At 63.9% G+C, this 12,532-nt stretch carries 14 protein-coding genes; 7 read left to right on the top strand and 7 right to left on the bottom strand.

Going from position 1 to position 12,532, the window contains the following annotated elements:
* Positions 1-12: 12 nt before the first annotated feature.
* The 3 genes from dapF to lptM are packed head-to-tail and all read right to left on the bottom strand — an operon-like array spanning position 13 to position 2,308.
* Positions 13-843 (bottom strand): diaminopimelate epimerase, encoded by an 831-nt coding sequence (dapF, locus tag ACQKPS_RS05585; RefSeq protein WP_254482261.1) that lies wholly within the window; start codon positions 841-843, stop codon positions 13-15.
* A 4-nt stretch (positions 844-847) separates the two neighbouring features.
* A complete protein-coding gene (gene lysA, locus ACQKPS_RS05590; protein WP_152959088.1) occupies positions 848-2,095 on the bottom strand; it encodes a diaminopimelate decarboxylase in 1,248 nt (415 codons plus the stop codon).
* A gap of 9 nt (positions 2,096-2,104) precedes the next feature.
* On the bottom strand, positions 2,105-2,308 hold the full coding sequence (gene lptM / locus ACQKPS_RS05595; protein WP_054886459.1) for an LPS translocon maturation chaperone LptM: 204 nt from the start codon (positions 2,306-2,308) through the stop codon (positions 2,105-2,107).
* Between the two features lie 216 nt (positions 2,309-2,524).
* Here lptM and cyaY point away from each other — a divergent pair, with 216 nt between their 5' ends.
* From cyaY to rnk, 3 genes are all read left to right on the top strand, one after another.
* On the top strand, positions 2,525-2,857 hold the full coding sequence (gene cyaY / locus ACQKPS_RS05600) for an iron donor protein CyaY (protein ID WP_054886458.1): 333 nt from the start codon (positions 2,525-2,527) through the stop codon (positions 2,855-2,857).
* Between the two features lies 1 nt (position 2,858).
* A complete protein-coding gene (locus tag ACQKPS_RS05605) occupies positions 2,859-3,071 on the top strand; it encodes a DUF1289 domain-containing protein (protein WP_054886457.1) in 213 nt (70 codons plus the stop codon).
* A gap of 132 nt (positions 3,072-3,203) precedes the next feature.
* Complete coding sequence (gene rnk, locus ACQKPS_RS05610; RefSeq protein WP_176509185.1) at positions 3,204-3,614, top strand: nucleoside diphosphate kinase regulator; 411 nt, start codon at positions 3,204-3,206, stop codon at positions 3,612-3,614.
* 24 nt (positions 3,615-3,638) lie between these two features.
* Here the strand turns inward: rnk and ACQKPS_RS05615 are convergent, their stop codons facing one another.
* The 3 genes from ACQKPS_RS05615 to ACQKPS_RS05625 all read right to left on the bottom strand — a co-directional run bounded on the left by ACQKPS_RS05615 (position 3,639) and on the right by ACQKPS_RS05625 (position 7,332).
* Positions 3,639-6,503, bottom strand: a complete 2,865-nt coding sequence (locus tag ACQKPS_RS05615; protein WP_427603096.1) for a class I adenylate cyclase — start codon at positions 6,501-6,503, stop codon at positions 3,639-3,641.
* Between the two features lie 214 nt (positions 6,504-6,717).
* Positions 6,718-6,963: a TIGR02647 family protein gene (locus tag ACQKPS_RS05620; RefSeq protein ID WP_283723576.1), complete on the bottom strand. Its 246-nt coding sequence runs from the start codon at positions 6,961-6,963 to the stop codon at positions 6,718-6,720.
* Between the two features lie 69 nt (positions 6,964-7,032).
* A complete protein-coding gene (locus tag ACQKPS_RS05625) occupies positions 7,033-7,332 on the bottom strand; it encodes a hypothetical protein (RefSeq protein WP_099813889.1) in 300 nt (99 codons plus the stop codon).
* A gap of 147 nt (positions 7,333-7,479) precedes the next feature.
* Between ACQKPS_RS05625 and ACQKPS_RS05630 the strand changes: the two genes are divergently transcribed.
* Positions 7,480-8,142 carry a glutathione S-transferase gene (locus tag ACQKPS_RS05630; RefSeq protein WP_427603098.1) on the top strand — a complete coding sequence of 221 codons (663 nt, stop codon included), beginning with the start codon at positions 7,480-7,482 and terminating at the stop codon, positions 8,140-8,142.
* 33 nt (positions 8,143-8,175) lie between these two features.
* On the opposite strand, the gene argH is transcribed toward ACQKPS_RS05630, so the two are convergent.
* Positions 8,176-9,570 (bottom strand): argininosuccinate lyase, encoded by a 1,395-nt coding sequence (argH, locus tag ACQKPS_RS05635; RefSeq protein WP_254482257.1) that lies wholly within the window; start codon positions 9,568-9,570, stop codon positions 8,176-8,178.
* Between the two features lie 309 nt (positions 9,571-9,879).
* Between argH and ACQKPS_RS05640 the strand changes: the two genes are divergently transcribed.
* The 3 genes from ACQKPS_RS05640 to ACQKPS_RS05650 all read left to right on the top strand — a co-directional run bounded on the left by ACQKPS_RS05640 (position 9,880) and on the right by ACQKPS_RS05650 (position 12,521).
* Entirely contained in the window at positions 9,880-10,623 is a 744-nt protein-coding gene (locus tag ACQKPS_RS05640; protein WP_152959095.1) for a LytR/AlgR family response regulator transcription factor, read from the top strand.
* Positions 10,624-10,800: 177 nt separating this feature from the next.
* Positions 10,801-11,742 carry a hydroxymethylbilane synthase gene (gene hemC, locus ACQKPS_RS05645; protein WP_427603101.1) on the top strand — a complete coding sequence of 314 codons (942 nt, stop codon included), beginning with the start codon at positions 10,801-10,803 and terminating at the stop codon, positions 11,740-11,742.
* Positions 11,739-12,521 (top strand): uroporphyrinogen-III synthase, encoded by a 783-nt coding sequence (locus tag ACQKPS_RS05650; RefSeq protein ID WP_427603103.1) that lies wholly within the window; start codon positions 11,739-11,741, stop codon positions 12,519-12,521. Before hemC ends, ACQKPS_RS05650 begins: the two co-directional genes overlap by 4 nt.
* Positions 12,522-12,532: the final 11 nt, after the last annotated feature.

Raw genomic sequence — 12,532 nt, forward strand, 5'->3', positions numbered from 1 at the left:
GCGGTTACTCGCTTAGAGACGAACCTGTCCTTCGAAGACGCGCACGGCTGGGCCTGTCATCAACACGGGCTTGCCAGGGCCGGCCCATTCGATGTTCAGACGGCCACCTGGCAGGTCGAGGGACACCGGAGAGTCCATCCAGCCCTGGCTGATGGCGGCCACGGCTGCGGCGCAGGCGCCGGTGCCACAGGCCTGGGTCTCGCCGGCACCACGCTCCCAGACCCGCAGGTTGGCGCGATGGCGGTCGATGACCTGGAGGAAGCCGGCATTCACCCGCTGCGGGAAGCGCGGGTGGTTTTCGATTTTCGGGCCCAGCTCATGGACCGGCGCGGTGTGCACGTCATCGACGCGCAGCACGGCATGCGGGTTGCCCATGGACACGGCGGCAATCGAATACAGCTGGCCGTCTACTTCCAGCGGGTAGTTCACTGCCTGTTCATCGGCAATGAACGGGATGTCTGCCGGGACGAAGCGCGGCGGGCCCATGTCGACACACACCTGGCCGTCGTTCTGCACGTCCAGCTCGATGATGCCGCCCTTGGTTTCCACGCGGATGCGCTTCTTCGCGGTCAAACGCTTGTCCAGCACGAAGCGGGCGAAGCAGCGCGCGCCGTTGCCGCACTGCTCGACCTCGGAGCCGTCGGCGTTGAAGATCCGGTAGCGGAAGTCCACTTCCGGGTTGCTCGGCGCCTCGACGATCAGCAGCTGGTCGAAGCCGATGCCGGTGTGACGGTCACCCCATTGCTTGGCGTGCTTGGGCTGGATGTGCGCGTGCTGGCTGACCAGGTCGAGGACCATGAAGTCGTTGCCCAGCCCATGCATCTTGGTAAAGCGCAGCAGCATGGGCTCACTCCGGCAGCAGGCTTTCGCCAGCGTACAGTTCGGCGATGGTCTCGCGGCGGCGGACTTCGAAAGCCTGGTCGCCGTCGACCAGGATTTCCGCACAACGGCCACGGGTGTTGTAGTTCGAGCTCATGACGAAACCATAGGCGCCCGCCGACTGTACGGCCAGCAGGTCACCTTCGGCCAAGTTCAGCACGCGGTCCTTGGCGAGGAAGTCGCCGGTTTCGCAGATCGGGCCGACCAGGTCATAGGCACGGCCTTCGCCGGCACGCGGGGTGACCGCGCTGACGCCCATCCAGGCCTGGTACAGGGCCGGGCGGATCAGGTCGTTCATCGCCGCGTCGATGATGGCGAAGTCCTTGTGTTCGGTATGCTTGAGGTATTCCACGCGGGTCAGCAGGGCACCGGCGTTGGCCACGATGTAGCGGCCTGGCTCGAACACCAGGGCCAGGTCACGGGTGCCCACGCGTTCACGGATGGCCTTGATGTAGTCGGCCACCAGCGGCGGCTCTTCGTCGCGATAGCGCACGCCAACGCCGCCGCCCAGGTCCAGGTGGCGCAGGTGGATGCCACATTCGGCCAGGCGGTCGACCAGGGCCAGCAGGCGGTCGAGGGCATCGAGGAACGGGTCGACGGTGGTCAGCTGCGAGCCGATGTGGCAGTCGACACCCACCACGTCCAGGTTGGGCAGCTGCGCGGCACGCACGTAGATGGCTTCGGCGTCGGCGATGGCGATGCCGAACTTGTTTTCCTTGAGGCCGGTGGAAATGTACGGGTGAGTGCCGGCATCGACGTCCGGGTTCACGCGCAGCGAGATCGGGGCAACCTTGCCCATCTCGGCGGCTACCACTTGCAGGCGTTCGAGTTCGTCGGTGGACTCGACGTTGAAGCAGTGCACGCCGACTTCCAGGGCGCGGCGCATGTCTTCGCGGGTCTTGCCGACGCCGGAGAACACCACGCGATCGGCGCGCCCGCCAGCGGCCAGCACGCGCTCGAGTTCACCGCCGGAAACGATGTCGAAACCCGCCCCCAGGCGCGCCAGGACGTTCAGCACGCCAAGGTTGGAGTTGGCCTTGACGGCGAAGCAGACCAGGTGATCGGTGCCTTGCAGGGCATCGGTGTAGCTGCGGTACTGGGCTTCGATGTGGGCGCGCGAGTACACGTAGGTCGGGGTGCCGAAGCGTTCGGCGATGGCCGACAGGGCCACGCCCTCCGCGAACAGTTCACCGTCGCGGTAGTTGAAAGCGTTCATCTGAATTCCTTACTGCTCTGGCGTCTGCTCGGGCTGGATTGGCTGCTCTTCCTGCGGCTGGACCGCTGGAGCATGCTGGTGCTGGTGCGACTTTTTCGGGCCTTTGCCGTCCTTGCCGTCTTCTGGCAGGTACAGAGGGCCCTTCTGACCGCAGGCCGAAACGAGGCAGGCAACCGCGACCAGCGCCGCGAGCGAGGAAATCAGGCGCTTCATGGGTGAAATCCTTTGAAATATGCAGTATTGCGCCCGAGTATACCGAGCGACCGGCGGATTGCCTATGCAAGAGCCGGTCCGTCGGGCGGGCTATGCTTAGGGACCTTCGCCGCCGGTAAGGGGCCGGTGCCGAGCACGGCTAAACCTTTGCATTCATGGCCCGGCGCCCGTATCTTGCCGGCTTGCCCGTAAAGCAGCCAATTCGAGGTTCCTGCAATGAGTTTGAGCGAAGCGCGTTTCCATGATCTGGTCGACGCGACCCAACAGGCCCTGGAAGACCTGTTCGACGAGAGCGGCCTGGACCTGGACATGGAAAATTCTGGCGGCGTGCTGACCGTCAAGTTCGAAGGCGGCGCCCAGCTGATCTTCAGTCGCCAGGAGCCGCTGCGCCAGCTGTGGCTGGCCGACCGTTCCGGCGGCTTCCACTTCGACTACGACGAAGAAAGCGGCAAGTGGGTGTGCGAGAAGAGCGAAGAGCTGCTGAACGAAATGCTCGAGCGTATCGTCTGGGAGCGGGCCGGCGAGAAGCTGGACTTCGACGAGATCTGACATGACCAGCCAGGCGCGGCCACCCAAGCCGCTGTACAGCAACGTCAGCCCGGCAGTGCCGTCGCCCTGCATCAGCGTCTGCCGGCTGGATGAGCAGCGGGTGTGCACCGGCTGCCACCGTCATGTCGAGCACATTCGCGAATGGCGCTCGGCTGACGACGAGCGGCGCCGGCAGATCTGCCGCGAAGCCGAGGCCCTGCGCGCACGGGCTTGAGTATTTGCCCGGCTGTGGTAGTGTCGGGTTTTGCGTCGGTGACGCCAAAGCATTCACAAACCCCGCCCTTGGGCGGGGTTTTGCTTTATCTGCCCGCAGCAAACCGCCTGTTCAAAGGAGTCTGACTGGATCATGAGCACCAAGCCTTCCCTCATCCTCACCCGATTGGACGTACAACGTCTCGAGCGCCTGATCGACAGCCTCGACGAAAATACGCCGGGTGTGCTCGCCTTGCAGGAGGAGCTGGACCGTGCCGCTCAGGTGGTCGGCCATGAGGAAGTGCCCGCCGGCGTGGTGACCATGAACTCGCGGGTGCATTGCCGTGAGCAAGCCAGTGGCAAGGACTATCATCTGACCCTGGTGTACCCGAAAGATGCCGGTGGAGAAGGCACGGTTTCTATTCTCGCGCCGATTGGTTGTGCGCTGCTGGGCTTGTCGGTGGGCGAGCAGATCGACTGGCCGGCGCCGGGGGGCAAGACCCTGAAACTGAAGTTGCTGGAAGTCGAATACCAGCCTGAAGCGGCTGGCGATTTCGACCTCTGAGATCCTTGGGGTCGCTTTGCGACCCTAAGGCTCCAGAGTAGCCTGCAACTTCGCCAATCCGTCATTCAGCGCCTGCTCCAGCTCACGCTTGTAGCGTAGGTACAGGCAGGTCGACCCCTGCTCATCCTCGAGCAGCTCGGACAGGTCCAGGTCGGTGATGTAGCAGCGGTAGTGCCCGGCACTACGCCGCTGGCCAAGGATCTGCCGGGCGACCACTTCATAAAGTTGGTCACCATGCTCCAGCTCGGAAAACTCCTGCTGGTCGCAATACAGCGTTACATGCCGTTCATCCCCCGCACCGGCCTGCAGAATGGCCTGAACCTCGTAATAAGGGTGGTCAACGCCGGCGCTGGGCGCCGGACGTGGCTCGATGCTGCGCGCCTTGCCTGGGCCAGAGGGCAACAGCTGGGCATAGTAGATAGCCAGTGATGCCTGTTGCAGAGGGTCGAGCGGGAGGCGGGCATCGTGGCGCACCACCACCGAACGCAGGAAACGCTGTAACGGCAGCAGCAGGTGGCTTTCGTCAAACAATGGCAGGCGCTGTTGCCACAGGGCGTTGTACTCGTCCAGCACGTACAGGTCGGCCCAGCCATCGAGCAGGCGGTAGAACACCTGAATGCAATTGCGCCGACCCTGTTCCAGTAGCAGCGGCAGGTCGCAGTCCTGCAGCGCATTGCCATCCAGGTGCAACGGGCTGTAGCGGCTGCGCACTTCGCCCAGGTGATCGAGCACGGCATCATGCCCCGCCAGGGTCGCCAAGCTGACTTGGCCGGGCACCAGCTCAAGCACGTGGGTGTACTGCGCCACTTGCAGCAGGTAGCGGTGATTCAGGCCCTGGTCGAGCAACAATTGCACCGTGTCGAAGATCTCCTCGACCCGCTGAGCGATGGCCTGGGCGCGGTTGTGGCAGAAACAGCGCACCCGCACCTGCGGGCGGTGGCTGCGCTGGCCAAGGCTGTTGAGGAAGTCTCGCAGGCAGCGCAGTAGCGCGTGATCACCGTCGTAGCGCTGTACCAGCACTTCGTTCCAGCTGTTGAGCGTGACCTGGTCGAGGGTCAGCACCAGGTTCTCGCGCACACCGGCATAGCTCAGCGAGTCGGTGCGCTCGGTGGTCATCAGGATGTTCAGGTCGCGGTGATGGCGCAGCGGATCGACGCCGACGTTGACCAGCAGCAGGATCTCGTCCGCCACGCTTGGCTGCAGCAGGCGTTCTTCGCTGACGCTGGCCAGCGGCAGCGCAATACGCTGCTGCAGGCTGCCCAGCAGGTTGAACAGCTCGAATTCGCTGAGGTCGCTGTCGCCGGGGTGCAGCGCCAGGCGTGTGCTGTTGTCGATGACGCCATTGCGGTGGGCCCAGGTCAGCAGCTCGAGCAATTCACGGCAGCGCTTGATCGGGCTGAAATGCTCCCATTCGTATACGCCCAGATTGCCGTTGTACAGGCCCCAGTGATGACTGCCAGGCTCCTTGCGGTTCGGTGACTGGACCAGCGTCAAGGTATCTTCGGCAATGTCCGGGGCAATGCCCGGGTTGATCACTTCGATCTTGCCGGCGCGGCGCTCGAAGGCGGCGTACAGGCGCCGGCCCAGGATATTCAGGTCACGCTGGTCGGCGCGGCTGGTGGCACCCTGGTTTTGCGCGAACTGGCCGAGAAAACGATAGCTATGGTTGAGCTCCGCCACCAGCTCACGGCGTTCGAGGGCGACCTGGCGCACCTTCCATTGGCTGCGGCTGTCGAGCATGACCAGCTGGCGCTCGTCCCAGCCCCACTCATCGGTAAGGCGCTGCAACAGTTGGCGCTGCCAGCCGTTGTTACGGCTGCGGTCCAGGCCACTCAGCTTCTTGTTGACCTTGAGGTAAAGGCTGCGCCTGACCAGCTCGAGCCGAGCGGTTTCACCGCGTTGCTGCAGATAGCGCTCGATGCGCCGGTACACCATCACATAGGGGTCGAGTTCGTCGAGGTTCAGATGATTGGCGAACACCGCCTGCTTGTAGTCCAGGCACAGGCAGCGCACGGTGGGGTGCTCGCTGGCATAAACTTCGGTCAGCAGCAGCTTGAGCAGTGACTTGTAGGGTGAATCGATGCCCTTGAACAACTGCCAAAGCCCGGCGCCGAGGTACTCGCCCGGCGGAATATGGGCGAGGTTGCCGAGGTCCAGGGCGTCCTGATTGCGGATGAAGCGCTTGGACAGCAGGGTCTCGGTATAGGCCTGATAGTTGTGCTCTTCATAGACCGGCACCAGCCACCACAGCGGCGTGCGCCCGGCCAGCCAGATGGCCGTGCGATAGAACTCGTCGAGCAGCAGGAAATGTTGCGTGGTGCCGCAGTCGTCGGAGCTCAGCTGGCTGTCGCGCTGGCCCTGGGAGAAGTTTTGCGGGTCGATCAGGAAGAAGTGCGCCTCGGCACCCTGGCTGGCCGCCCAGGCCTCCAGCTGCTGGCACTTGCGGCGCAGCTCCTCGCGCTCGGCCTCGCTCAGGCCAGGGGCATGGCAAACCCACAGGTCCATGTCGCTCTGCTCGGCCTGGGCCAGCGTACCGAGACTGCCCATCAGGAACAGGCCGTGGATCGGGCGTGGCGGGTTGCCATGACGGGTTTTGTAGGCGAACGAGCGAGCCAGGCGCTGGGCATCGGCAACCTGCTCGGCATCTGGCTCGAACCCCGCTACCCCGGCCGGTGTGGCGCCGGATACGTAACCGGGCAGCAGCGGGTGGTTGACGTGGAACAGCAGCGGCAGCAGCGTCAGAACCAGCTGCTGGCGGCTCGACAGGCCCTCCATTGCGCGTTCGAGCCGGCACTGGTTGATGTGCAGAAAGCGCGCACGCAATGTCGCCAGCACCTTGCGGTCGATGCCTTCGTCCAGGTCAGGGCGGATTTCGTGGGGGTGGTTCATTGCACACTCAGGGCGGGCCAGGAAAGCTGTGGCGAGTTTAGCCTGAGTGGAGCAGTCGGATAAGCGGAATATGGATTTTTGGCGCCATTTTTCTATCGCATCTCGGCGCAGTCTGTGTAGGAGCGAGTTCACTCGCGAACAAGGGCGCAGCCCTTGCCATGCACCGCGGTGCTTGCTTCGCGGGTAAACCCGCTCCCACAGGGCCGGTGCAGGTTCAGGCGGGCTGTGGGGCTTTGAGGACATTCAGCAACAGTTGCACGCTCTCCACCGCATCATGCCCCAGGCTGGTCAGGTAACCGCCATCGGGTTGATCGGTCAGTTGCTTGGCATGCAGGCGCTTGGCCGCAGCGACCAGGGCGGGGGAGGCATTGGCGTGAATCTTGATGCCTTCCTGGTTGCTGTCCAGGTTGAACAGGGCGAGCACTTCCAGTTCGGCGATCAGTTCGGGGGTAAAGGACATGGCGACTCCTGACTTCCAGACAAGGATGGCGGCACCGCCAGCGGTGCCTGATCCAAGAGTGTAGTCGGGTTATTCGTCGTCGCTTTGACCCATCTCCGGTGGCAGCTCGGGCAGGGCACGCAGGGCGGTCTCATACCACTCGCCGTTGAATGCGCGGTCTTCCTGGAGCATGTTGTCGATTTCAAAGGCCAGAACGTGGGCCATGAGGTTGAGGATGTCTTCGCGCTCATAGCCGACCAGGGTCAGCTTGTTGAAAGTGGCCTTGGCCGCTGGCGGCTCGCCGCTTTCGATCTGGTTCTCGATGGCTTCGGTCAGCGTCGCTTCGGCGAAGGCTTCGTCGTCATTGTCGATTTCGTCGTGTTCGCTCATGGCGCTACTCCTGGGGTGGGATGCACAGTTTGCCACGCCTGCGTTGGCAATGCCTGGTCATCGACAGGGCGCATGACGCTGGTCAGGCTTGCGCGGACGGTTTATAAGAGCCGGGCCATCCCCACACGGCCTGGAGGCTGTAACCCGATGCTCAAGCTTTACGGATTCTCGGTCAGCAACTACTACAACATGGTCAAGCTGGCCCTGCTGGAGAAAGGCCTGCCTTTCGAGGAAGTCACCTTCTATGGCGGGCAGGCGCCGCATGCGCTGGCAGTCAGCCCGCGGGGCAAGGTGCCGGTGCTGGAAACCGAACACGGCCTGCTCAGCGAAACCAGCGTAATCCTCGACTATATCGAGCAGACCCAAGGTGGCAAGGCGCTGCTGCCCAGCGACCCGTTCGGCCAGGCCAAGGTGCGCGAACTGGTGAAGGAAATCGAACTGTACATCGAGTTGCCGGCGCGTACCTGCTACGCCGAGTCGTTCTTCGGCATGCCGGTGGAGCCGCTGATCAAGGAGCGCGCGCGTGCCGACTTGCTGGCGGGGTTTGCCACGCTCAAGCGCAATGGCCGTTTCGCGCCTTATGTGGCCGGTGAGCAGCTGACCCTGGCCGACCTGATGTTCTTCTTCTCGGTGGACCTGGCGTGCGCGGTGGGCAAGAAAGTGCTGGGCATCGACTTCCTGGCGGACTTCCCGCAGGCGAAGGCGTTGCTGCAACTGCTGGGCGAGAACCCGCACATGGCGCGGATCGTGGCGGACAAGGAGGCCTCGATGCCGGCCTTCATGGAGATGATTCGCAGCGGCAAGCGCTGAAGGCTGGGGCTGCAGGGCAGCCCCATACTCTATTTAACGCGAAGCCAGCAGGGCCTTGCCGCGAGCCACGGCAGCACGCACCTGGGCTGGCGCGGTGCCGCCGATGTGGTTGCGGGCATTTACCGACCCTTCGAGGGTCAGCACGGCAAATACGTCCTGCTCGATCTGGTCGCTGAACTGGCGCAGTTCGTCCAGGCTCATCTCGGCCAGGTCCTTGCCGGTGTCGACGCCATACTTCACAGCGTGGCCGACGATCTCGTGGCAATCACGGAACGGCAGGCCGCGGCGGACCAGATAGTCGGCCAAGTCGGTCGCGGTGGAGAAGCCGCGCAGAGCCGCTTCGCGCATGATGGCGTGCTTGGGCTTGATCGCCGGGATCATGTCGGCGAAGGCGCGCAGCGAGTCGCGCAGGGTGTCGGCAGCGTCGAACAGCGGCTCTTTGTCCTCCTGGTTGTCCTTGTTGTAGGCCAGCGGCTGGCCTTTCATCAGGGTCAGCAGGCCGGTCAGGGCGCCGAATACACGGCCACTCTTGCCGCGCACCAGCTCCGGTACGTCCGGGTTCTTCTTCTGCGGCATGATCGAGCTGCCGGTGCAGAAGCGATCAGGCAGGTCGATGAACTGGAACTGGGCGCTGGTCCACAGCACCAGCTCTTCGGAGAAGCGCGACAGGTGCATCATCGCAACGCTGGCGGCGGCACAGAATTCGATGGCGAAGTCACGGTCCGAGACGCCGTCCAGCGAGTTGCCGGCCACGGCTTCGAAACCCAGCAGCTTGCAGGTCAGCTCACGGTCGATAGGGTAGGTGGTGCCGGCCAGTGCGGCACTGCCCAGCGGCATGCGGTTGGCGCGCTTGCGGCAGTCGACCAGGCGTTCGTAGTCGCGGCTGAGCATTTCGAACCAGGCCAGCAGGTGGTGACCGAAGGTGACCGGCTGGGCAGTCTGCAGGTGGGTGAAGCCAGGCATGATGGTTTCGGCTTCACGCTCGGCCTGCTCCAGCAGTCCCTGCTGCAGGCGGGTGATCTCGGCGAGGATCAGGTCGATCTCGTCACGCAGCCACAGGCGGATGTCGGTGGCCACCTGGTCGTTGCGGCTACGACCGGTATGCAGCTTCTTGCCGGTGATGCCGATACGGTCGGTCAGGCGTGCTTCGATGTTCATGTGCACGTCTTCGAGGTCGACACGCCAGTCGAAGTTGCCTGCCTCGATTTCGCCCTGGATGGTTTTCAGGCCATCGATGATGGTGTCGCGCTCGGCATCGCTGAGAACGCCGACCTGTGCCAGCATGGTGGCGTGGGCGATCGAACCCATGATGTCGTGGCGGTACAGGCGCTTGTCGAAGTCGACCGAGGCGGTGAAACGGGCGACGAAGGCGTCGACGGGCTCACTGAAGCGGCCGCCCCAGGACTGATTGGTCTTGTCGGTGCTCATGGATTCACTCTATGCAGGCGTGAACGAAAAAGTGGCGCCGATAATAGCAGGGTTGGGCCCGACACCGCAGGACATCGGTCGACAGAAACCGGTGGCAAATATCGGTAAAGGTGGGCGATGACGATATTCACCGATTGAACGGCAGTGTTCCACGGACCGTCTACAGTTGGACAGAGGACTGGCAGCTATTCTGCTGGCTCAGTGAATCTTTGGCCTTCGTATCGGTCTAGAGCGTGACCGCAGCGTCGCTCGACCTGCTCTTGTCTACGCTATACCTGTGCGAGACTCACTCAGGAATCCAGAGCAATTATGAATGTCCTGATCGTTGATGACGAACCCCAAGCCCGTGAACGCCTCACACGGCTATTCGCTGAACTGGAGGGTTACACCGTGCTGGAGCCCAGCGCCACCAACGGCGAGGAGGCCCTGACACTGATCGAAAGCCTCAAGCCGGATGTGGTCTTGCTGGACATCGGCATGCCAGGCCTGGATGGCTTGCAGGTCGCTGCGCGCCTGTGTGAACGCGAGGCGCCACCGTCCGTGGTGTTCTGTACCGGTGACGATGAATACGGTGCCGAGGCGTTCAAGGACAGCACCCTCAGCCATGTGACCAAGCCAATCCAGCCTCAGGCCCTGCGCGATGCCTTGCGCAAGGCCGAGAAGCCCAACCGTGCCCAGCTGGCGGCGTTGACCCGGCCGGGCAGCGAAGGCGGAGGCCCGCGCAGCCATATCAGTGCGCGTACGCGCAAAGGTATCGAGCTGATTCCATTGCCCCAGGTGATCTATTTCATCGCTGACCACAAGTACGTGACCTTGCGCCACGAAGCCGGTGAGGTGCTGCTCGACGAGCCGCTCAAGGCGTTGGAGGATGAATTCGGCGAGCGCTTCGTGCGTATCCACCGCAATGCGCTGGTCGCCCGCGAACGCATCGAACGCCTGCAACGCACGCCATTGGGGCATTTCCAGCTGTTCCTCAAGGGCCTTGACGGGGACGCCCTGACTGTCAGCCGCCGGCATGTGGCGGGCGTGCGCAAGATGATGCAGACACTCTAGGGCTGAGCCTGCACGGCAACGGCTGCGCCCTTGTTCGCGGCCAAAGCCGGTCCACAGGTATGGCGCCGCCTGTAGCAGCGGCTTTGGCCGCGAACGGCGCTGACGCTGACCCACATCTGCTAGCGATGCCGGTGATGCTGTTATCATCAGCGGCATTTCTCTGGATCGGGGCGTTTCATGTCCACTCGCGAAATCCGCATTGCCACCCGTAAAAGTGCCTTGGCCTTGTGGCAGGCCGAATACGTCAAAGCCCGCCTTGAGCAGGCGCACCCCGGTCTGCGGGTGACCTTGGTGCCCATGGTCAGCCGCGGTGACAAGTTGCTTGATGCACCGCTGGCGAAAATCGGCGGCAAGGGGCTGTTCGTCAAAGAACTGGAAACAGCGCTGCTGGACAACGAAGCCGACATCGCCGTGCATTCGATGAAGGATGTGCCCATGGACTTCCCTGATGGCCTGGGCCTGTTCTGCATCTGCGAGCGTGAAGACCCGCGTGATGCATTCGTCTCCATTACCTTCGCCAGCCTCGACGCCCTGCCGGCCGGCAGCATCGTCGGCACCTCCAGCCTGCGCCGCCAGGCCCAGCTGCTGGCCCGTCGGCCAGACCTGAAAATCCACTTCCTGCGCGGCAACGTCAACACGCGCCTGGCCAAGCTCGACGCCGGCGAATACGACGCCATCATCCTCGCGGCAGCAGGCCTGATCCGCCTGGGCTTCGAGGACCGTATCACCGATACCATCAGCGTCGACGACAGCCTGCCAGCCGGTGGCCAGGGCGCGGTAGGCATCGAGTGCCGCAGCGCCGACACCGAGATCCATGCCCTGCTGGCGCCACTGCACCATGCCGATACCGCCGACCGCGTGGTCGCCGAGCGTGCCTTGAACAAGCGCCTCAACGGTGGCTGTCAGGTGCCGATCGCCTGCTATGCGGTGCTCGAAGGCGATCAGTTGTGGCTGCGCGGCCTGGTGGGCCAGCCAAGTGGCGGTACCCTGCTGGTGGCGGATGCCCGTGCGCCGCGAGCGGCTGCCGAGGCCTTGGGCGTGCAAGTCGCCGAGGCCCTGCTGGGCCAGGGTGCCGAAGCCATTCTCAAGGAAGTTTACGGCGAGGCCGGGCATCCGTGAGCCCCTGGCGCCTGCTGCTGACCCGCCCTGAAGAGGACTGCGCGGCGCTGGCGCAGAGCCTGGCTGATGCCGGTGTGGCCAGCAGCTGCCTGCCGTTGCTGGCCATCGAGCCCGTCGCTCTGGCTGACGAGCAGCGTCGGCAGCTGGCCGGGCTGGCGCAGTACCAGGCGTTCATCGTGGTCAGCAAGCCGGCGGCCCGGCTGCTGCTTGGGCAACTGCAGGACGCTGGACTGCAAGCACCCCCCGCAGGCTGGTTTACCGTGGGTGAAGCGACGGCAGCAGTGTTGCAGTGCGCAGGCCTTCAAGTGACATTCCCCAAGCAAGGCGACGACAGCGAGGCCTTGCTCGCACTCCCGGGCCTGCGCCAGGCTATTGCGGCGCCCGAGGCGCGCGTGCTGATCGTTCGTGGTGTCGGAGGTCGCGAACTGCTGGCCGAGCGTCTTGCAGAGCAAGGTGCTAGTGTCGAATATCTGGAACTGTATCGTCGCTGCCTGCCGGCGTACCCGGCGGGCACGCTGATGCGCCGCATAGAAGCGGAACGCCTCAATGGCCTGGTGGTCAGCAGTGGGCAGGGTCTTGAACATTTGCAGCAGATGGCTGGCGCCGACTGGCCGCAGGTAGCCAGGCTGCCCTTGTTCGTGCCCAGCCCGCGGGTCGCTGAGCAGGCCCGGGCCGCCGGGGCCCAACAGGTTGTGGATTGCCGTGGCGCGAGTGCCACGGCCTTGCTGGCAGCCGTGCAGCGCAGTGCTGTACCTGCCTCTCAAGGCGCTTCGCACTAGCGCGAGGTGCC

It is taken from the genome of Pseudomonas sp. NPDC086566 (genome assembly GCF_050280885.1).
Taxonomy (GTDB): Bacteria; Pseudomonadota; Gammaproteobacteria; order Pseudomonadales; family Pseudomonadaceae; genus Aquipseudomonas; species Aquipseudomonas vlassakiae.